16 protein-coding genes are annotated in these 20,859 nt (G+C 75.7%); 14 read left to right on the forward strand and 2 right to left on the reverse strand.

Features of this window, described 5'->3' with window-relative positions; all coding sequences use genetic code 11:
- Window positions 1-17: 17 nt before the first annotated feature.
- From ACIGW2_RS19115 to ACIGW2_RS19125, 3 genes are all read left to right on the forward strand, one after another.
- The gene (locus tag ACIGW2_RS19115; protein ID WP_361580476.1) at window positions 18-623 is read left to right on the forward strand and encodes a YdbC family protein; all 606 of its coding nucleotides are present in this window, start codon (window positions 18-20) and stop codon (window positions 621-623) included.
- A gap of 123 nt (window positions 624-746) precedes the next feature.
- Window positions 747-1,406, forward strand: a complete 660-nt coding sequence (locus ACIGW2_RS19120; protein ID WP_356073226.1) for a histidine phosphatase family protein — start codon at window positions 747-749, stop codon at window positions 1,404-1,406.
- 12 nt (window positions 1,407-1,418) lie between these two features.
- Window positions 1,419-2,330, forward strand: coding sequence for an ADP-ribosylglycohydrolase family protein (locus ACIGW2_RS19125; RefSeq protein WP_361580478.1), 912 nt, complete (start codon window positions 1,419-1,421; stop codon window positions 2,328-2,330).
- Window positions 2,331-2,466: 136 nt separating this feature from the next.
- Here ACIGW2_RS19125 and ACIGW2_RS19130 read toward each other — a convergent pair whose 3' ends face one another.
- On the reverse strand, window positions 2,467-3,093 hold the full coding sequence (locus tag ACIGW2_RS19130) for a hypothetical protein (protein WP_391653619.1): 627 nt from the start codon (window positions 3,091-3,093) through the stop codon (window positions 2,467-2,469).
- On the opposite strand from ACIGW2_RS19130, the gene ACIGW2_RS19135 reads away from it, so the two are divergent.
- The 3 genes from ACIGW2_RS19135 (at window position 3,083) to ACIGW2_RS19145 (ending at window position 6,746) form a co-directional block, all read left to right on the forward strand.
- Window positions 3,083-4,789 (forward strand): DUF4153 domain-containing protein, encoded by a 1,707-nt coding sequence (locus tag ACIGW2_RS19135; protein WP_391653618.1) that lies wholly within the window; start codon window positions 3,083-3,085, stop codon window positions 4,787-4,789. The genes ACIGW2_RS19130 and ACIGW2_RS19135 overlap by 11 nt on opposite strands.
- Window positions 4,790-5,102: 313 nt before the next feature.
- Window positions 5,103-5,813: a ribonuclease HII gene (locus tag ACIGW2_RS19140; protein WP_361580482.1), complete on the forward strand. Its 711-nt coding sequence runs from the start codon at window positions 5,103-5,105 to the stop codon at window positions 5,811-5,813.
- Window positions 5,814-6,113: 300 nt separating this feature from the next.
- Window positions 6,114-6,746: a hypothetical protein gene (locus ACIGW2_RS19145; RefSeq protein WP_391653617.1), complete on the forward strand. Its 633-nt coding sequence runs from the start codon at window positions 6,114-6,116 to the stop codon at window positions 6,744-6,746.
- A gap of 269 nt (window positions 6,747-7,015) precedes the next feature.
- Here ACIGW2_RS19145 and ACIGW2_RS19150 read toward each other — a convergent pair whose 3' ends face one another.
- The gene (locus ACIGW2_RS19150; protein WP_391653616.1) at window positions 7,016-7,642 is read right to left on the reverse strand and encodes a hypothetical protein; all 627 of its coding nucleotides are present in this window, start codon (window positions 7,640-7,642) and stop codon (window positions 7,016-7,018) included.
- Window positions 7,643-7,950: 308 nt separating this feature from the next.
- Here ACIGW2_RS19150 and ACIGW2_RS19155 point away from each other — a divergent pair, with 308 nt between their 5' ends.
- The 8 genes from ACIGW2_RS19155 (at window position 7,951) to ACIGW2_RS19190 (ending at window position 20,822) form a co-directional block, all read left to right on the forward strand.
- The gene (locus ACIGW2_RS19155) at window positions 7,951-10,113 is read left to right on the forward strand and encodes a RecQ family ATP-dependent DNA helicase (protein WP_361580488.1); all 2,163 of its coding nucleotides are present in this window, start codon (window positions 7,951-7,953) and stop codon (window positions 10,111-10,113) included.
- 221 nt (window positions 10,114-10,334) lie between these two features.
- Entirely contained in the window at window positions 10,335-11,747 is a 1,413-nt protein-coding gene (locus tag ACIGW2_RS19160; RefSeq protein WP_399844593.1) for a DUF4192 domain-containing protein, read from the forward strand.
- Between the two features lie 348 nt (window positions 11,748-12,095).
- Window positions 12,096-14,129: a glycogen debranching N-terminal domain-containing protein gene (locus ACIGW2_RS19165; protein ID WP_391653614.1), complete on the forward strand. Its 2,034-nt coding sequence runs from the start codon at window positions 12,096-12,098 to the stop codon at window positions 14,127-14,129.
- 80 nt (window positions 14,130-14,209) lie between these two features.
- Window positions 14,210-14,983: an NUDIX domain-containing protein gene (locus ACIGW2_RS19170; RefSeq protein ID WP_391653613.1), complete on the forward strand. Its 774-nt coding sequence runs from the start codon at window positions 14,210-14,212 to the stop codon at window positions 14,981-14,983.
- Window positions 14,984-15,103: 120 nt separating this feature from the next.
- The gene (locus ACIGW2_RS19175) at window positions 15,104-16,885 is read left to right on the forward strand and encodes an ATP-binding cassette domain-containing protein (protein WP_391653612.1); all 1,782 of its coding nucleotides are present in this window, start codon (window positions 15,104-15,106) and stop codon (window positions 16,883-16,885) included.
- A gap of 106 nt (window positions 16,886-16,991) precedes the next feature.
- Entirely contained in the window at window positions 16,992-17,930 is a 939-nt protein-coding gene (locus ACIGW2_RS19180; protein ID WP_361580498.1) for a FadR/GntR family transcriptional regulator, read from the forward strand.
- 375 nt (window positions 17,931-18,305) lie between these two features.
- Window positions 18,306-19,850 carry an RNA polymerase sigma factor gene (locus ACIGW2_RS19185; RefSeq protein ID WP_391653611.1) on the forward strand — a complete coding sequence of 515 codons (1,545 nt, stop codon included), beginning with the start codon at window positions 18,306-18,308 and terminating at the stop codon, window positions 19,848-19,850.
- A 153-nt stretch (window positions 19,851-20,003) separates the two neighbouring features.
- Entirely contained in the window at window positions 20,004-20,822 is an 819-nt protein-coding gene (locus ACIGW2_RS19190) for a S1 family peptidase (RefSeq protein WP_391653610.1), read from the forward strand.
- The last annotated feature ends 37 nt before the right edge of the window (window positions 20,823-20,859 follow it).

Consider the following 20,859-nt stretch of genomic DNA (forward strand, 5'->3'; position numbering starts at 1 on the left):
CCCCGTACGATGGCGCGGTGCTGGTCAAGTGGATTCGCTGCACCGTGGTGGACCGTCGAGGGTTCGAGCGGGGGCAGCGGAAGTGGGCGGGGCTGCTCGGTGAGCCGGGGTTCCGGGGACAGGGCGGCGGATGGAGCCGGCGACGGCCGGACGTCGCCCACGTCTTCGCGTTCTGGGAGAGCAGGGCCTTCTACGACTCCTTCATGGCGCGCTCCCACGACCGGCTGGCCGCCGCCCAGGTCGGCACCTTCCGGAACGCCCAGGTCAAGCTGTTCGACCACCGCTTCGACGTGAAGACCGGCTTCGAGCCGCGCTTCGCCGACGCCGACGTCGCCCGGGTCGCCCACTGCCGGGTGCACGAGGAGCGGGTCGAGCACTTCGCGCTGATGCAGGAGAAGGTGTGGAACCCGGCGATGGCAGGGTCGCCCGGCATGCTCCGGGGCCTGTTCGGCGAGGCGCCCGGCCACGAGTTCCTGGTCCTGTCGATGTGGAACTCGGCGGCGGAGCACGGCAAGTACCGGGTCGAGCGGATCGAACGGCTCGGCCTGCGCGCCCAGACCGAGGCGGACGTCGCCGCGATGAGCGGCGACGTGGTGCAGCTCGAACCCGCCTGGGCGGTCTGACCCCGCCGGGCCCCTCCGCCGCGGCGCCGCCGTTCCCGTACCGGAACCGGCCGGGTCCACCGGATGGCCGCCGGACCCCCGGCCCGCTGAGCCGTCCGGAGGAACGTTGTCTAGGGTCGAGCCATGGCACGACCACGGCGCATCGTCCTCGTACGGCACGGCGAATCCGAGGGCAACGTGGACGACACGGTGTACGAGCGCGAGCCGGACCACGCCCTCCGGCTCACCGGCACCGGCTGGCGCCAGGCCGAGGCGACGGGGGAGCGGCTGCGGGAGATGTTCGGCGACGAGGCGGTCAGCGTCTACGTCTCCCCGTACCGCCGCACCCACGAGACCCTGCGCGCCCTCCGGCTCGACCCCGCCCGGGTCCGGGTCCGCGAGGAGCCCCGGCTGCGCGAGCAGGATTGGGGAAACTGGCAGGAACGCGACGACGTGCGCCTCCAGAAGGCCTACCGCGACGCCTACGGCCACTTCTTCTACCGCTTCGCCCAGGGCGAGTCCGGCGCCGACGTCTACGACCGGGTGGGCGCCTTCCTGGAGAGCCTCTACCGGAGCTTCGAGGCCCCCGACCACCCCCCGAACGTCCTGCTCGTCACCCACGGACTGACCATGCGCCTCTTCTGCATGCGCTGGTTCCACTGGTCGGTCGCCGAGTTCGAGTCGCTGTCCAACCCGGGCAACGGCGAGACCCGCTGCCTGCTGCTCGGCCCCGACGGGAAATACCGCCTCGACCGGCCCTTCGAACGCTGGCGTACCCCGGAACCGTACGGTCCCACCGGATAGAGTGGCTGGTCGATGACCCCTGACTCCACTCTCGACCGGCGCTTCGCCCGCGCCCTGGCCAGCCTGCGCGGGCTGTCCGTGGGAGACGCCCTGGGCTCCCAGTACTTCGTCCCCGCCCACTATCCGCTGCTCAAGCGGCACGAGCCGCCGACCGGCCCCTGGCAGTGGACCGACGACACGGAGATGGCCTGCTCGGTCCTGGCCGTGCTCGCCGAGCACGGACGCATCGACCAGGACGCCCTCGCGCGGTCCTTCGCCCACCACCACGACTTCGACCGCGGCTACGGCCCGGCCGTCAACCGCATGCTCCGGCTCGTGCGCGAGGGCGGGGACTGGCGGCAGCTCGCGGCCGAGCTCTTCAACGGGCAGGGCTCCTGGGGCAACGGCGCCGCCATGCGGATCGCGCCGCTCGGAGCCTGGTACGCCGACGACCCGGAGCAGGCCACCCACCAGGCCGAGATCTCCGCGTACACCACGCACCAGCACCGCGAGGCCGTCGTCGGCACCATGGCCGTCGCCGCTGCCGCCGCCCTCGCCGCCGACCCCGGCGGCCCGCCGACGCCCGAGGCGCTGCTCGACGGCGTCATCGCGCTCATCCCGCGCAGTGCGGTCGGGGCCGGCCTGCGCCGGGCCCGCGACATGCTCGACTACGGGGACGCCGGCACCGTCGCCGCCGTCCTCGGCAGCGGCCGGCGCACCAGCGCCCACGACACCGTGCCCTTCGCGCTCTGGTCCGCCGCCCGCGGCCTCGGCGACTTCGAGCGGGTCTTCTGGACGACCGCCGGAGTCGGCGGCGACGTCGACACCACCTGCGCCATCGCCTGCGGCGTCGTCGCGGCCGGCCCCGGCGGCACCCCGCCCGCCGCCTGGCTGGAACAGACCGAGGACCTGCCCGACTGGCTGCCGGAGGCGCCCCGCCCGTAGGGACCTGCCCGCAAGGTCCTGCGCGGCTTCGCTCCCGCCCGGGCGAATGGTCCGGTTCTTCCGGACCTGGCCGCTCCGGCTGTGTCACGGTCCTGCCACAGCCGCCCCCGGGCCGGTCCGGTGCGGGCTCCCGCCGTTAAAGTCGGCCACTCGCAGCGCTGATCATGACAAGCAGCGTGCCGACGAGACGCCCGGGACGCGGCGGGCCGCACGGCCCCGCGCGCCGGGCCGGGAGGGGCCCCGTGACCGACACACCATCCGCGGACCAGCCGTCCGAGCAGCCGCCCGCGGACCAGCCGTCCGAGCAGCCGTCGCCGGCGGACCAGTCGCCGGTGGACCGGCCGTCCGCGGAGCGGTCGTCGCCCGTGGACCAGCCGTCCCAGCAGCCGTCGCCGGCGGACCAGTCGCCGGTGGACCGGCCGTCCGCGGAGCGGTCGTCGCCCGTGGACCAGCCGTCCGAGCAGCCGTCGCCGGCGGACCAGTCGCCGGTGGACCGGCCGTCCGCGGAGCGGTCGTCGCCCGCGGACCAGCCGTCCGAGCAGCCGTCGCCGGCGGGCCAGCCGCCGGTGGACCGGCCGTCCGCGGACCGGCCGTCCGTAGACCGGTCGCCCGAGCGGCCGTCCGCCGCGGGCAAGCCGTCCGCGCAGCCCGTGGACAGCCCGCCGCCGAGCGGCCCCCCGAGCGGATCGCCGAGCGGTGCGGCCCCGCCGGCCGGTGCGCCCGCCGGTCCGCGGGCCGCGGCCTCGGCGGGCGTGTGGGCCACTCCTCCCGGCGGCGCCCCGACGGGCCGGCCCGTCGCCGTGGCGCCGCCGCCCGGCGCGTATCCGCCCGGCGGCCACCCAGGGGCCGGTGGGCACGCGCGAGCGGGCTACCCGCAGGGCGCGTACGCCCCGTACCAGGCCTGGGCGCCGCACCGGAAGCCGCAGCCGAGCAAGCTGCGGCCGCCGGTTCCGGCCCGGCCGAACTCCGCCACGCTGTGGGCGGTCGTGGCCACCGCCGTGGCCGCCGCGTTGCTCCTCAGCGGCGGCGCCGGCGCCAACCTGCTGCTCGTGGCCGTGCCCGCCACCGCGGCCGGCGCCCTCGCCGCCCGCGCGGCCGGCCGCCGGCTGCGCCCCTGGACGCTGGTGTGGGCCGTCGGCGGCGCCGCGCTGCTCGTCGTCCCCGTCCTCAGCGACGCGGGCTGGCCCACCTTCCTCGCCGTCGTCACCACCCTCGGCCTCACCGGCTACGCGCTGCACGGCGGCCGCGGCTGGCCGAGCATGCTCTTCGCACCGCTCGGCCTCTTCGACTCCATGGGCAGCGGCATGCCGTGGATCTGGCAGGGCATGCGGCAGGGCGCGGGCGGCGCGCCGGGCCGCTTCGGCGCGCTGCTGCGCCCGATCCTGATCGCCCTGGGCCTGCTCGTGGTCTTCGGCGCCCTGTTCGCCGGCGCCGACGCCGCCTTCGCCGACCTCCTCGGCGGGCTGATCCCCGACATATCCCTCGACCAGGCGCCCTGGCGGCTGCTCTGCTTCCTGATCGGCCTGTTCGGCGCGATCGCCGTCGCCCGCACCGCCGCCGCCCCGCTGCGCTGGGACCGGCTCGCCTTCGCCCCGGGCCGTCCCCGCGCCCGCCTGGAATGGGCACTTCCGCTCGTCGTCCTCTGTCTGCTCTTCGCCGCCTTCAACGCCATCCAGCTCACGGTGCTCTTCGGCGGCTACCGCAAGGTGCTCAGCGAGACCGGCCTCAGCTACTCCGAATACGCCCGCCAGGGCTTCTGGCAGTTGCTCTTCGCCACCCTGCTCACCCTCGTGGTGATCGGCCTCGCGCTGCGCTGGGCGCCCCGCGGCACCCCCGGCGACACCCGCCTGGTCCGCTCGGTGCTCGGCACGCTGTGCGTGCTCACGCTGGTCGTGGTCGCCTCGGCGCTGCGCCGCATGGACCTGTACGTGGACGCGTACGGCCTCACCCGGCTGCGCATCTCGGTGGCCGCCATGGAGATCTGGCTCGGGGTGGCGATCCTGCTGATCATGGCCGCCGGGATCTGGGGCGCCCGCCTGCTGCCCCGCGCCATCGCCGCGAGCGCCGCCGGCTTCGTGCTCGCCTTCGGACTGATCCAGCCGGACGCCGTGATCGCCGAGCAGAACGTCCAGCGCTACGAGCGCGACCACAAGATCGACGTGCGGTACCTCGCCGGTCTGTCCGCCGACGCCGCACCGGCCCTCGACCGGCTCCCCGAGCAGCTGCGCACCTGCGCGCTGTCCGGGCTCGCCGACCGCTTCGAGGACACGGAGGAGCCCGCCTGGTTCGCGACCAGCCGTTCCGAGGCCCGCGCCCGCGAGATCCTCGAACGCCGCCCCGCGAGCTCCCGCGCCTACTGCGGCGACCCCACCCGCGAGGAGGACTACGACCCGGAGGACGACCCCTACGCCCCCGACGCGGACCCTTACGCCCCCGACGCGGACCCCTACGCGCCCTGAGGAGTGGCCACTTCACACCCCGTGGCCGCCTTCCGGAACGACCCTGACCCTGCTTCGCGAACGCGATGCGGACGCGGTCGGGTCATACGGGGTGACGTGTGAACATCTCGCTCCCGGCGCCGTTTTCCCGCTGTCTTCGCTTCCCCCTCCAGGGTGTGCGGCAGCGAAGGAGGCGGCGCCGGACCGCTTCCGGAGCCGGTCGCTCCGACCGGCCGGTTCCGGCCGGTTCCGCCCCGGCCGGAGCGGCGGCGGGGAGGGCGAAGGGGAATCCGGGTACCGAGGGAGGTATCGATCGGCGTAACCTGTCAGCGCCATGCCGTACGAACCACCCACCCACACCGTCGAGCGTTCGATCCGGGCCACCACCGGCGCCAGGATCGTTGCCGGTGTCGACGAGGTCGGACGCGGGGCATGGGCCGGGCCCGTCACCGTGTGCGCCGCCGTCACCGGCCTGCGCCGCCCGCCCGCCGGGCTCACCGACTCCAAGCTCCTCACCCCCAAGCGCCGCACCGAGCTCGCGCTCGAACTGGAGGGCTGGGTCACCGCGTACGCGCTGGGCGACGCCTCGCCCGCCGAGATCGACGAGCTCGGCATGACCGCCGCCCTCCGGCTGGCCGCCGTGCGCGCCCTGGAGGGCCTGCCCGTCCGCCCCGACGCGGTCATCCTCGACGGCAAGCACGACTACCTGGGCAGCCCCTGGCAGGTCCGTACGGTGATCAAGGGCGACCAGTCGTGCGTCGCCGTGGCCGCCGCCTCCGTGATCGCCAAGGTGCGCCGCGACACCCTGATGGCCGGACTGGAGGGCGTGACCGGGCCGTACGCGGCCTACGCCTTCGACGCCAACGCCGGCTACCCCTCGCCGGTCCACAAGGCCGCCCTGGAGGAGCTGGGGCCCACCCCGTACCACCGCCTCTCCTGGGCCTATCTCGACGCGATGCCCCGCTGGCGCCACCTCAAGAAGGTCCGCCTCTCGGCCGAGGCCGCCGCACTCGAAAGCGGGGGTCAACTCGGCTTCGACTTCTGACCTTCCCACCGTTCGGACCCCTTCCGCCCCCCGCGCCCGCGCGCGCCCGGCGAGCCCCTGGCGGCCCACGGGTCTCACGGGCCCGCGGAGCCGGCCCGTAGAGCCCTCCGGGCCGGCCGGATCCCTCCGGCCCCCGGACCCTTCCGGCCGGGTCCCCGGTCCGACCCTGATCTTCCGGCTTCTGGCATGTCCGGCGGGACTCCGGGGAAACCCCCCGACGGAACCGTGCGAGGAGTCGGGGCGCCCCTGTGCGCCCACCCGCCCGAGCCCCTTGCGACGGCGTTTGATAGACATCCACCCATGCCTCTCATCCCCGAGGAGCCTCAGATTCACGAGAGTGCCCAGGGTCCCCGCGCGACCGCGGCCGCAGGCCGCCCCGTGCCGACCCCCCGACCCGTACCCGGCCCGCGTTCCGCGGCCTCTCCGCGCCCCGGGCGTCCCGGCCCCGGCCCGGCCAGGCCCGCACCGCCGGCGCCGCGCCCGCCCGCTGCCGGAGCCGCTTCCCCCGCCGCCCGTGCGGAGAATCGTTCCGACCAGCGGACCGAGCCGCAGATCCAGCTGATCCCCGCGCCCGTCGACGGAGCCGTCGACGCCGCCGAGGAAGCGGTGGACCTGCTCCTGGACAACGGCCGCGCGCCCGGTGACGTCCTGGTGCTCACGACCGGCGAGCAGCACCCCTGGACGGCCCACGAGCTGTCCTTCGGTGAGGCCGCCTACTGGGCGCAGCAGGACACCCGCGAGGACGTGTTCTTCGCGGACGCCGCCGCCGTGGACCGGGCCGCCGCCCGTCCCGTGGTGGTCGTCGCGGTCAACGGCGGCACCGACGAGGACGTCGCCCGCCGGCTGCCCGAGGCGCTGCGCCGCGCCACCGCCCTGCTGATCGTCTGCGGCGACCCGCAGCGGGTCAACGCCGCGCTCGGCGCCGGCGTCTGACCCCGACCGGCCCCGCCCGCTCGGGTCCCGGCCGCCCACCGGCCGGGTCACCCGGCGGGCCGGCCGTGCCCGGCACCCGTCCCGTACGGGGGCTCCACGCGCGCGTGGCGTGACGGGGCGGCCGGCGCCCGTCGTACGGCGGCGGGGTCGTGCTCGTACGCACCCGGCCCCGGCCTCGTACCGTCGCATCGTCGTGTCGCAGGCGCCGAGGCCCGACGCCGGGCCCTCGGCGGAAGCGGGTCAGTGGGCACCGCGTGGGCCCCAGTGGGTCAGCGGGCCGCGGCCCGGCGCAGGGGCTCGGGGGCGCCGCTCGCGATCCGCGGCACCAGGCGGTCGAGTGCGGGGTCCGCGCCCAGCGGCGCCGGCTTCGAGTCGGAGCTGGGCCTGCGCCCGCCCCGCCCCTCGCCGAGCACCTGCCAGCCGCCGCCGGTCAGCGTGATGTACGCCCCGCAGCGCAGCCCGTGCAGGGTGCACGCGTCGCGCAGGCCCCACATCCAGGCGCCGTCCTCCTCGGTCCAGCGCTCGTCTCCCTCGCGGCAGTAGAGCAGCACCGCCGTGCGCACCGGCGCACGCCGGCGCAGGTCGTGCGGGACGACCCGGCGCAGGTGGGCGAGGAGCGCGTTGCGGAACTCCCAGCCGTCCGCCGGTACGGCCCGGCGGGTGAACGAGGCGCTGGCCGCGAGCCGTTCCTCGTGGTCGAGCACCGCGACCACGGCCGTGGTCGGCGTGGGGCTGTGACGGGAGTGCAGGCCGCTGACGACCTCGCGCGGATTGCGCAGGAGCGGGATCCCGGCGGCTGCCCACTCGGCCGGTTCGAGCATCCGAGCGAGGCGGCTGGCCGACCCGGACGACGAGGTCGACGGAGCGGTCGAGGGCGGAGCGAATCCGAGGGTCACGATCCTCCCTTCGGATACGCGCCCGCTCCGCGGGCAGGGTCGGATGAGGGCGCACCACGGCACGGCCAACGGGCCGCGTTGGGCGTGCGGGGTGTGTGAGCAATTCTTCCCTGGCCCGTGCGCGGGCGGCAACGAGCAATTGGCGCCGCTGACTGGAATCCACCGGTATGACTCTCATATCCCTGCCCAGTTGCCCATTGTTCACGCTCCGTTCCGCGAACGGACGTCTGACGGGGAGCGCGCGGGGTCACCGTCCGTCACGGGGGGTGAAGTGGCCGATTGTCAGTGCCATCGGGTTGCATGGGGGCATGGACAACCTGGACCTCCGGACCGAAGCAGACGCCGTCCTCGCCGAGCTCGTCGGCGACCCGGGCGGCGCGGCCAGACTGCGCGAGGACCAGTGGCAGGCGGTCTCGGCCCTGGTCGAGGACCGCCGGCGCGCGCTGGTGGTGCAGCGCACCGGCTGGGGCAAGTCCGCGGTCTACTTCGTGGCCACCGCGCTGCTGCGCCGCCGCGGCGCCGGACCCACCGTGATCGTCTCCCCGCTGCTCGCCCTGATGCGCAATCAGGTCGAGGCGGCGGAGCGGGCCGGCATCCGCGCCCGCACCATCAACTCGGCCAACCCGGAGGAGTGGGAGGCGATCCACGAGGAGGTCGAGCGGGGCGGGACGGACGTCCTGCTGGTCAGCCCGGAGCGCCTCAACTCCGTCGACTTCCGCGAACAGTTGCTGCCCAAGCTCGCCGCCACCACCGGTCTCCTCGTGGTCGACGAGGCGCACTGCATCTCCGACTGGGGACACGACTTCCGGCCCGACTACCGCCGCCTGCGGGCCATGCTGACCGAGCTCGCGCCCGGCGTGCCGGTCCTCGCGACCACGGCCACGGCGAACGCGCGGGTGACCGCCGACGTCGCCGAGCAGCTCGGCACGGGCGCGGGCGAGGCCCTGGTGCTGCGCGGCACGCTGGAGCGGGAGAGCCTCCGGCTCGGCGTGGTGCGGCTGCCGGACGCCGCCCACCGGCTGGCCTGGCTCGCCGAGCACCTGGACGAGCTGCCCGGCTCCGGCATCGTCTACGCGCTGACCGTGGCCGCCGCCGAGGAGGCCACCGCCTACCTCCGGCAGCGCGGCTTCGCGGTCGCCTCCTACACCGGCCGCACGGAGAACGCCGACCGGCTCCAGGCCGAGTCCGACCTCCTTCGGAACCGGGTCAAGGCGCTGGTCGCCACCTCCGCCCTCGGCATGGGATTCGACAAGCCGGACCTCGGCTTCGTCCTGCACCTCGGTTCGCCTTCCTCCCCGATCGCCTACTACCAGCAGGTGGGCCGGGCCGGCCGCGGCGTCGACCACGCCGACGTGCTGCTGCTGCCCGGCAAGGAGGACGAGGCGATCTGGCGCTATTTCGCCGACACCGCCTTCCCGCCGGAGGCCCTGGTCCGCCAGACCCTCGCCGCCCTGGAGGAGGCCGGGGGCCGCCCGCTGTCCGTGCCGGCCCTGGAAGCCGCCGTCGACCTGCGCCGCAGCCGCCTGGAGACGATGCTGAAGGTGCTCGACGTGGACGGGGCCGTCAAGCGCGTCAAGGGCGGCTGGATCGCCACCGGCAACCCCTGGGTGTACGACGCGGAGCGGTACGCCTGGGTCGCCCGGCAGCGCGCCGCCGAGCAGCAGGCCATGCGCGACTACGTGAGCAGCACCGCCTGCCGCATGGAGTTCCTGCGCCGCCAGCTGGACGACGAGGGCGCCGTCCCGTGCGGCCGCTGCGACAACTGCGCGGGCCCCTGGGCCGATTCCTCCGTCTCCGCGGAGACCCTGACGGCCGCCGAGAAGGAACTCGACCGCCCCGGCGTCGAGATCGAGCCCCGGCGCATGTGGCCCACCGGCATGCCCGCCCTCGGCGTCGACCTCAAGGGCCGGATCCCGGCGGGCGAGCAGTGCTCCCCGGGCCGCGCCCTCGGCCGCCTCTCCGACATCGGCTGGGGCAACCGGCTGCGCCCGCTGCTCGCCGAGCACGCGCCGGACGGCCCCGTCCCGGACGACGTGCTGCGGGCCGCCGTCGCGGTCCTCGCCGACTGGGCCCGCTCGCCCGGCGGCTGGGCCTCCGGCGCCCCGGACGCCCCGGAGCGCCCGGTGGGCGTCGTGGCCCTGCCCTCGCTGTCCCGGCCGCAGCTGGTCGGCTCGCTGGCGCACGGCATCGCCACCGTGGGCCGACTGCCCTTCCTCGGGACCCTCGCGTACGTCACGGAGGAGGGCGCCCACGCCGCCCGGCGCAGCAACTCCGCGCAGCGCCTGCGGGCCCTGTCCGGTGCCCTCGACGTGCCCGCCGAGCTGGCCGCTGCCCTGCGCGAGGCCCCCGGCCCGGTCCTCCTCGTCGACGACTCCACCGACTCCGGCTGGACCCTCGCCGTCGCCGCCCGCCTGCTCCGCCGCGCCGGCAGCGGGCCCGTGCTGCCACTGGTGCTGGCCGCGGCAGGCTGACCGGCGCGCCCGGCGCCGGCCCGGGCCGGGGGTCGAACCGGGCGCGTTGCCGGGTCCGGGCGGGTGCCGGCTCCGAGCGGGTGCCGGTCTTCCATCGAAGCGCATCGGGCGGCCGGGCGCGACCCCCCGGACCCGGCCTGTGGAAAACTCCCGAAGCCCCGTCAACCAGGAGTTATCCACAGGGGTTTCGCGATCGCGGAGATCGCGGGACCGTCGTGACCATGAACACGAACCGCCATGAATCCCACGACTCCTCCGCACCCCAGCAGATCACCCTGCGCGGCCCCGCCGAGCTCGCCGACGCGCTGCCCTTCATGCTCGGCTTCCACCCCAGCGACTCCGTCGTCCTCGTCGCGCTCCACGGCGAGCACGGGCGCTTCGGCGGGCGGGTCAGGGTCGGCATCCCCGGCTCGCCGCGCGAATGGCCCGCCACCGCCGGCCACTTGGCCGACTGCCTCGTCGAGGGCGCCGGCCGCCGCGGCGAGCGGCCCGACGGCATCGTCGTCTTCCTCTGCCAGGACCCCCGACCCGGCGAGACCGCCCGGCACGTCATGGAGCGGCTGCGCCCCTTCGCCCAGCGGCTGCGCACCGCCTGCGGCGCGCTCGACGTCCCGGTCCTCGAAGCCCTCTGCATCTCCGACGGGCTCTACTTCTCCTACTGCTGCCCGGACCCCCGCTGCTGCCCGCCGGACGGCACGCCCCTCGCCCTCTCCGGCACCTCGGTCATGGCCGCCTCCGCCGCCTACGCCGGCATCCAGGTGCGCGGCACCCTCAAGGACATGGAGGCCCGGCTCAAGCCCCGCACCGAGGACGACGCGGCGCAGCGCGCCGCTCTGAACGAGGCGGCGACGGTCATCGTGCCGAGGATCCTGGACGCCCCGGCGAGCGGCCACGGGCGGCGCGAGACCCGCGAGACCACCCTCGGGCTCGCCCGCCGCCTGCTCGACCGGTTCGCCGCCGCACCGGAGGACCCGGCGCCCCGGCCCCTCTCCGGCGGCGCCCACCTGCCGCCCGGGCTCACGGCCGCCCTGACCGGCCCCGTGACCGCCGACGACCGGGACGACGCGCTGCTCTCGCCCGACGAGGCCGCCACCCTCATCCTCGGCCTCCAGGACCGCGACACCCGCGACCGGGCCGCCGAGTGGATGGAGGGCCCCGAGGCCGCGCCCGCGCTCCGGCTGTGGCGCGCGGTGTCCCGGCGCTGCGTGCCGCCCTACCAGGAGTACGCGGCGGCCCCGCTCACCCTGGCCGGCTGGGTCGCCTGGTCCACCGGCGACGAGCCCTCCGCCCGGGTTGCCCTCGGCCTCGCCCTGGAGGCCGACCCCGACTACCTCTTCGCCCGCCTCCTGCACCAGGCGTGCAACGAGGGGCTGGACCCGGAGGCCCTGCGCGTCTGCCTCCGCCGCGAACGGGACACCCGCCTCGCGGCCGAGGCCGGCACCCCGGACGACCCGGCCCCGAACAGCCCCGCCCCGACGGCGGACCCCCGCCGCCGCGCCCGCCGGACCACCCACCAGCCCGCCCTGCGCGCCCCCTCCGCCACCGCCCGCCGCCGCGCCCTCGCCGCCCGACCGGCGCGGCGCGCGGTGGTGACGCGCGGCCGGCGGCCGGGGCGGACGAGGAACGGGGGGTGAGGGCCGTGGCGGGATGGCGTGCCAGGGAGACGGCGGTGCCGCGGGGGCCCGGGGCGGAGCGGGGCCGTCGTCCGGAGGCTCGGCCGACCGGGGTTCCGGGACGGCGTGCGGCGTGGCGCGGCCGGCGGGCCGGGACGGTGCGGAGCGCGAGGTGGACGGCGTGTTCGGGCGGGGCGTGACTCGGCGGGGTGCGGGGGCGTTCACGTGGGTGGCGGTCGTGCGGGAGCGGGACCGCCGTTGCACGGCCGGTCGGGCGGACCGCCGGGGCCGCCCGACCGGGCCCGGTGAGGACGCCGCCCGGGCCCGGCCGCACCGCCCGGACCGCACAGAGAGCGCCGCAGACCCGTCATGGCCCCCAGTACCGCCCAGGTCCCCGGACCCGCAGCCGGACATCCGCCCCTGCCCGGCGCGGGGGCGGCCCGCCCCGGCGAGCCGCCGGCCGTGCACGACACCCTCGTCGGCGTCGCCCTGCCCGCCCTCGCCGTCAGCCCCCGGCACGGCCAGCTCACCGGCACCGGCCTCGAAGGCGTCTACCAGCACGGCCGCCGGCTGCTCGCCCGCTGTGTCCTGCGCGTCGCCGGACGCGAGCCGGTCCCGCTCCGAAGCCGTGCGGACGGCGCGGAACGGGCCGAGTTCCTCGGCGTGCTGCGCGGCCCCGGAGACCTCGGCCCCGACCCCGGCCTCGTCGTCGAACGCACCCGCGACGCCGACGGCACCGAACGCCTCACGGTCCGCAGCTCCGCGCCCAGGCCGGTGCGCATCCCGGTGGAGCTCGCTCTGGGCACGGATCTCGCGGACCTGGGCGCGGTGGCGGCCGGCTGCCCCGGGCCCGAGCTCACCGCAAGCGTCCACGGCAGCGGACTGCGCTGGACCGCCCCCGACGGCACCGCCGTCAGCGTCCTCGCCGAACCGGCGCCCAGCGAGGCGCTGGCCGCCGCCGGACTGCTGCGCTGGGACGCCGAGCCCGCCCCCGGTGCCCCCTTCACCCTCACCCTCCGGGTCCGCCGCGAGCGCGCCGGCCGGACCCAGGCCGCCGGGGCGGGAAGGCCCGGCGGACACCTCCTCGCCGACGCCGTCGCCGAGGGCGACGACCCGCGCGTCGGGCCGCTGCTGCGGGCCTGCGTCGCGGACCTGCGCGCCCTGCTCCAGCGGGATCCCGCGCATCCCGCCGACGTGCACCTGGCGGCCGGCGTCCCCTGGCGCATGGGGCCCGTCACCGCCGAGGCGCTGTGGGCCGCCCGGATGGCCCTTCCGCTCGGCACCCGGCTCGCCGCCACCACCCTGCGCGCCCTCGCCCGCACCCAACTCCCGGGCCCGGGGCCGGAGTCCGGGCGCGTTCCGGGTCCGCTGCGGGACGCCGGTCCGCTCCTTCCGCCCCGCTGCACCGGTGTCGAGGCCACCCTCGCCTTCCCCGTCGTGCTCGCCGAGGCCCGCCGCTGGGGCCTGCCCGAGCAGGACCTCGCCGAGCTGCTGCCCGCCGCCGAGCGGTGCCTGGACTGGCTGCGCGGCGCCGTGGACGGTGCCGGGTTCGTGCCGGACCCGTGGCCCTCCGGACCCGCGCGGGCCGAGACCCAGGCCCACGCGCACCGGGCTGCCGTGCTCGGCGCCGACCTCCTGGACGCCTGCGGGCGGCCCGGCGGCGAGGCCTGGCGGGAGTGGGCGAGGGCGCTGCGGGCCCGGTTCCGCGAGCGGTTCTGGCAGGACGACCCGGCCGGCGGGCGGCCGCTGCTCGCCCTGCTGCCCGACGGGCGCCCGCTGCCCCACCTGGGCGGCTGGGCCGCGCACCTGCTCGACACCGGCCTCGCCGACGCCGGGCGCCGGGCCGCCGGGCTGCTCGACAAGGCGCGGACCGAGCGCCTGGCCCGGCTGCTCGCCGCGCCCGCGCTCGACTCCGGCTGGGGGCTGCGGGGCCTCGGCGAGAAGGAGCCCGGCTACAGCCCGTTCGGGCACCGCTCGGGCGCGGTGCGGGTGCACGAGACGGCGGTCGCCGTCGCGGGACTCGCCGGCGCCGGGCACGAGCGGGAGGCGGGGGCGCTGCTGCGCGGGGTGCTCGACGCGGCGGAGGCCTTCGGTCTGAGGCTGCCGGAGATGTACGCGGGGGAGCGGCGCACCCCGGGCGCACCGCCGGTGCCGCATCCGGCGGCGTGCCGACCGGCCGCGGTGGCGGCTGCCGCCGGGGTGCACCTCCTGGCGAGCGTCCTCGGCGTCCGTCCGGACGCCCCGGGCCGCACGGTCACCCTCGCGCCGCTGCGGTCCTCGCCGCTCGGCGAGCTCCGGCTCTCCGGTCTCGTCGTGGCCGGCGAACCCTTCGCGGCGCGCGTCGGCCGACTGGGCCTCGGCATGGTGGAGGAGGCCGCTCCCGGTCTTCAGCTGGGAGTCTGAGGGGGAGTCGCGCGAAGAAGTGGAGGCGGATCCTTCCGGCGGGCGTGTTTATCGTCAGGAAGACGACTATGATCGCGGGCATGTCTCCCTACGACCCGTCGGCCTTTCCGCCCTTCGCTGTCACCGTCGATCTGGTCGTCCTCACCGTGCGGCGCCATGCGCTGTGCGCGCTGATCGTGAAACGGGGGGAGGCGCCCTTCCAGGGCCGCTGGGCGCTGCCCGGCGGGTTCGTCCGGGACGACGAGGACCTCGACGCGGCCGCCGCGCGGGAACTGGTCGAGGAGACCGGACTGTGCGTGCACGAGCCGGGGGCGCCCGAGCCGGAGCCGGTGGCCGGGCACGGCGCGCACCTGGAGCAGCTGGCGACGTACGGGGCGCCCGACCGCGATCCGCGGATGCGGGTGGTCAGCGTGGCCCACCTCGCGCTCGCCCCGGACCTGCCCGCGCCGCGGGCCGGCGGCGACGCCAACAGCGCGCGCTGGGCGCCGGTGGAGGAGCTGCTCGGCGAGGACGGCACGGCCGAGCGGGAGGGCGAGCCGGTGCCGCTCGCCTTCGACCACGCGAAGATCCTGGCGGACGGGGTGGAGCGGGCCCGCTCCAAGATCGAGTACTCCTCGCTCGCGACGGCCTTCTGCCCGCCCGAGTTCACGGTCGGCGAGCTGCGCCGGGTGTACGAGGCGGTCTGGGGCGTGGCGCTCGACCCGCGCAACTTCCACCGCAAGGTGACCGGCACGCCCGGCTTCCTGGTGCCCACGGGCGGGACCACGACCCGTCAGGGCGGGCGCCCCGCCCAGCTGTTCCGCGCTGGTGGGGCCACGCTGCTGAACCCGCCGATGCTGCGCCCCGAGGTCTGACGGGCGCTCGCGGGGCCGCCCCGAGGCGCCAACCCTGCACCAAAAGTCCGAAATGTAGCGTTATCTTGCTGGGACAGCCGCCCTGCCGCGGAGCGGTCTCACCTACCCGCGAGAGAAGCGATGCTCCAGGCCATCGGACTCACCAGCACCCCCCGCCGGGACCGCCCGGCCGCCGTGGACGACCTCACCTTCGACGCCCGGCCGGGCACGGTCACCGCCCTGCTCGGCCCGGCCGGCGCCGGCAAGACCACGGCCCTGCGCCTCATGCTCCAGCTCGAACCCGGCCGTGGCGTCACCTACTTCCGGGGTCGCCCCTTGCACCGGGTCGCCCACCCCGCCCGCGAGGTCGGGGTGCTGCTCGGCGACGTGCCCGGACACCCGTCGCGCACCCTGCGCAGCCAGCTGCGCATGCTGTGCGCCGCCGCCGGAGTGCCCGGTTCGCGCGCCGACGACCTGCTCCGGACCGTCGGCCTCACCGGCCTGCACGACCAGCGGATCGGCAGCCTCTCGCTCGGCATGGACCGCCGACTCGGCCTGGCCTCCGCGTTGTTGGGCGACCCCCACACGCTGCTGCTCGACGAGCCCGCCGCCGGACTCTCCGTACGCGAGAGCGCCTGGCTGTACGAACTCCTGCGCGCCCACGCCGACGAGGGCGGCACCGTCCTCTACACCACCGCCGATCCCAAGGACGCGGCCCGCAACGCCGACCGGGTCGTCACCCTCGACGGCGGCCGGCTCGCCGCCGACCAGGACGCCGCCGAGTTCGCCCGCACCCGCCTGCGCCCCCGGGTCGCCGTGCGCACCCCGCACGCCGCCCGGCTGGCCGCCCTCCTCACCCAGGAGTCCCGCTCCGCCCGGCGCCCCGTGGAGGTGGTGACCGAGGGCGGCAACCGGCTCTCCGTCTACGGCAGCGACTGCGCGACCGTCGGCGAGAGCGCCTTCCGTCACGGCGTCCTCCTCCACCGCCTCGCCGACGAGACCGGCGACACCCGTGACGCCGGCGCCCCCCACGGCCCCGAGGCCGCCCGGGCCCCGCGGTCTCCGGAGACCGCCGGGGCCGCACCGGCCGGGGGCCCGCCCGTCCCGGCGGCGCCCGCGCCCGCCGCGTACCGCAAGCACCGCGCGCCCCACCGTTCCCCGCTCCGCCCGGTGCGCTACGAGATCCGCCGGCTGCTCGGGGTGCCCTCCACGCCGCTGGTGGCGGCCGGGGTGCTGCTGGTGTCGGTGGTCCTCGCGGTGCTCCTCGCGCGCAGCGGGCGCACCCCGCTGCCCGCCGTCCTGGCCGGCTGGCCGGGGATCTCCCCGCTGCCGCCCGCCGCGCTGGGTGCCGGGCTGCTCGGCGCCTTCTCCTTCGGCGAGGAGTACCGCTACCCGGCGCTGACCACCGGACGCGGCGCCGTACCGCGCCGGCTCGGGCTGCTGCTGGCCAAGCTGGCGGTCGCGGCGGGCGTCGGCGCGCTCCTCGCCGCGCTGGCCGTGCTGGCCGACCTGGAGGCCGTGCGCTTCGTCTACGGCGGGGAGTTGATCCCCGTACCGAAGAACTGGCCGACCCTGTGCGCGAATTGGTTCGGCCTGGTGATCGGCTGCGCCTGGGCCGGGCTGCTCGGCGCGGGAGTGTTCCGGGCCGCGGCCGCCGGGGTCGCGGCGGTGCTCGCGGTGCCCGTGGTCTTCGCGCCCCCGCTGCAGCGGATGCTCGCGGGCGTGCCCCGTCGCTCGGTGGCCGGACTCCCGGCCCGGCTCCGCGAGTTCGCCAGCGTGGAGTGGTCCTCGGCCGCCGACCGCTGGGTGATGGGCGCCCTGCGGGTGGTCGGCCAGCCCGTCGGGGTGGCCCTCTCCCTGACGTTGACTGTCCTGCTCTGCGCCTATGTGCTCACCGGCCGCCGCAGCAGGGCCCGTTGGTGATCACTGCCGGACCGAATGCTTTCGTTTCCCCGGTAACTCCCCAAAAAATTGCCGGGAATGTCCGGTAAATCGTCAATTGCCCAAGGGGTGCCGATCACCCTTTCGTGTGCTTTTCACCAAAGACCTCAAGGGGCACGGGAGCCACGCCGACAAAGGATGCGTGAGTACCCTTGCGCACACGATGATGACCCCCGCCCGCCCCGTCGAGTCCGGCCTCGGCGCCCCGGGCGACCTCGACCGCTACCCCTACGCGGAGGCGCCCGGAGCCGACCGCGTCGGACCGCCCGCCTGGGAGGCGACGGAGGAGCTCGGCAGGGTCGGCCGCCGCGCCGCCGGCAGCCGCGGCCGCGGACTGCACGGCCAGCTCGTCCAGCAGCTCGGCCAGATGATCGTCTCCGGCGACCTCGGCGCCGACCGCCCGCTCGTGCCCGAGGAGATCGGCCAGCGCTTCGAGGTCTCGCGCACCGTCGTCCGGGAGTCGCTGCGCGTCCTCGAGGCCAAGGGCCTGGTCAGCGCCCGCCCGAACGTCGGCACGCGGGTCCGCCCGGTCAGCGACTGGAACCTGCTGGACCCCGACATCATCGAGTGGCGCGCCTTCGGCCCACAGCGCGACGACCAGCGCCGCGAGCTGAACCAGCTGCGCTGGACGATCGAGCCGCTGGCCGCCCGGCTTGCCGCCGGCCACGGCCGCGAGGACATCCAGCAGCGCCTCGCCGACATGGTCGAGATCATGGGCCACGCCTACGCCCAGGGCGACGGCATCACCTTCTCCCGGGCCGACACCGAGTTCCACGCCCTGCTGATCCAGCTCGCCGGCAACCGCATGCTGGAGCACCTGTCCGGCATCGTCGGCGCCGCCCTCCAGGTCTCCGGCGCCCCCGCCACCGGCTGCGACCGGCCGAGCGAGAGCTGCCTCGCGCACCACGCCCGGATCGTCGACGCGCTGGCCGCCGGCGACGCCAACGGTGCCGAGACCGCCATGCGGCAGCTGCTCACCGTCCACCCCGAGGAGGGGCGGGTGGTCCCGGCCCCGCGCGGGAACTGATCCGCCGGCCGTGACGAACAGCGCCGAGGCGTACGCAGCGCGTGCCGCCGGACCCGAGTGGAGCCCGGGAACCACCCCGTTCCCGGGCGCGCCGGGGTCGGGCGGCACGATCTCGTGCCGATCCGGGCGGTTCGGGGCGGATTCGCCACATATGCGGTGTGACTCGGGCCACGCGGATTGGGCGTAACGCTCTTCGAAGCCGTGCGATGACCTAAGAGGTGACAGCCGAGGAAGGAATACAGCCGCCGATCAGGGCGCTGTGCAGTTCCCCGGTCCAGCCCGCGCCGTCGGCACATTCCCGGCCGTCGGTCGTCGGCTCCAGCCTGATCCAGGGCGGGGCCGGAAGCCGTTTTCCATCGTTCCGAGAGGTTGTTCGTGTCGGCCAGCACATCCCGTACGCTCCCGCCGGAGATCGCCGAGTCCGAGTCTGTGATGGCGCTCATCGAGCGGGGAAAGGCTGATGGGCAGATCGCCGGCGATGACGTGCGTCGGGCCTTCGAGGCTGACCAGATTCCGCCAACCCAGTGGAAGAATGTTCTGCGCAGCCTCAATCAGATCCTCGAGGAAGAGGGTGTGACGCTGATGGTCAGTGCAGCGGAGTCGCCGAAGCGCGCCCGCAAGAGCGTCGCAGCGAAGAGCCCGGCCAAGCGCACCGCCACCAAGACCGTCACCGCCAGGACGACCGTGACGAAGACCGTCGCGGCCGCCACCGCGGCCCCGGCGGCCGAGAGCGCGGACCCGGCCGACGAGGCCGCCGCGCCCGCCAAGAAGGCCGCGGCCAAGAAGACCGCCGCGAAGAAGACGGTGGCGAAGAAGGCCGCCGTCAAGAAGACCGCCGCCAAGAAGACCGCGGCGAAGAAGGACGACGAAGAGCTGCTCGAGGGCGAGGAGCTGCTCGAGGACGTCGCGCCCGGCAAGGACGACGAGGAGTCCGAGGGCGAGAGCAAGGGCTTCGTCCTGTCCGACGAGGACGAGGACGACGCGCCCGCCCAGCAGGTCGCCGTCGCCGGTGCCACCGCGGACCCGGTGAAGGACTACCTCAAGCAGATCGGCAAGGTCCCGCTGCTCAACGCCGAGCAGGAGGTCGAGCTCGCCAAGCGCATCGAGGCCGGTCTGTTCGCCGAGGACAAGCTGGCGAACTCCGACAAGATCGCCCCCAAGCTCAAGCGCGAGCTGGAGATCATCGCCGAGGACGGGCGCCGCGCCAAGAACCACCTCCTGGAGGCCAACCTCCGTCTGGTGGTCTCGCTGGCCAAGCGCTACACCGGCCGCGGCATGCTCTTCCTGGACCTGATCCAGGAGGGCAACCTGGGTCTGATCCGCGCCGTCGAGAAGTTCGACTACACCAAGGGCTACAAGTTCTCCACGTACGCCACCTGGTGGATCCGTCAGGCGATCACCCGCGCCATGGCCGACCAGGCCCGCACCATCCGCATCCCGGTGCACATGGTCGAGGTCATCAACAAGCTCGCCCGTGTGCAGCGCCAGATGCTCCAGGACCTGGGCCGCGAGCCCACCCCGGAGGAGCTGGCCAAGGAGCTCGACATGACCCCGGAGAAGGTCATCGAGGTCCAGAAGTACGGCCGCGAGCCGATCTCGCTGCACACCCCGCTGGGCGAGGACGGCGACAGCGAGTTCGGTGACCTCATCGAGGACTCCGAGGCGGTCGTCCCGGCCGACGCGGTCAGCTTCACCCTGCTCCAGGAGCAGCTGCACTCCGTCCTCGACACGCTCTCCGAGCGCGAGGCCGGCGTCGTCTCCATGCGCTTCGGCCTGACCGACGGCCAGCCGAAGACGCTCGACGAGATCGGCAAGGTCTACGGCGTGACGCGTGAGCGCATCCGCCAGATCGAGTCGAAGACGATGTCGAAGCTGCGCCACCCGTCCCGCTCGCAGGTCCTGCGCGACTACCTGGACTGACGCGGCCCGTCCCGCCGAGGGACAAGCACGGCGTACGAAGGACCCGGTTCCCCGTTCGGGGGGCCGGGTCCTTCGCGCATGAGTGCGGGTGCGCGGTGGGCGGGCCCGGGCGACGCTGGGTGAAAAGATGTCAGCGGAGAGTCAGGAGGCTTCATGCGTCGTCCCATCGCCCGTGCCGTCACCGGAGTCCTGGGCCTGGTCGCGACGGCCGCCGTGCCGCTCGGCGCGGCCGGTACCGCGCGCGCCGACAGCGTCGTGGTCGGCGGGCAGCCCGCCCGGACCAGCGAGGCGCCGTGGGTCGTGGCCCTGTCCAGCCGTGACCGGTTCGGCGGCAGCAGGGCGGGGCAGTTCTGCGGTGGGGTCGTGGTGGCCCCCACCAAGGTGCTCACCGCGGCGCACTGCCTGGGCCGCGAGGTGCTCGGCGGGACGCCGGACCGGCTGTCCGACTTCTCGGTGATCGCCGGCCGCACCTCGCTGCGCGGCCACGGCGGCCAGGAAGTGAGGGTCGCGGACACCTGGGTGAACCCCGACTACGACCCGTCGAGCAATTCGGGCGACCTGGCGGTGCTCACGCTGGCGAGGGCGCTCCCGGAGTCGTACGCGATCGAGGTGGCCCGCCCCGGTGACGCGGCGCTCGCGGAGGGGCAGGCGGCGGACGTCTACGGCTGGGGCGACACGACGGGCAACGGCACGTACGCGACCTCGCTGCGCTCTGCGCGGGTCCGGGTGCTGCCCGACACGGTCTGCGAGCGCGCGTATCCGGGCGGTTTCGGTGCCGCGTACCGCGGCGACACCATGCTGTGCGCGGGGGATCCGGCCGGGGGCCACGACGCCTGCCAGGGCGACAGCGGCGGTCCGCTGGTGGCCCGCGGCCGGCTGATCGGGCTGGTGTCGTGGGGGAGCGGCTGCGGTCAGGCGGAGAACCCCGGCGTCTACACCCGGGTCTCGGCGCTGCTGCCGCGGCACGTCTGAGGGCGCCTCCGGTCCGGCGCCGGCCGGAATGCGAGAA

The sequence above is a fragment of the Streptomyces sp. NPDC053541 genome, assembly GCF_044544705.1.
In the GTDB taxonomy this organism is placed as follows: domain Bacteria; phylum Actinomycetota; class Actinomycetes; order Streptomycetales; family Streptomycetaceae; genus Streptomyces.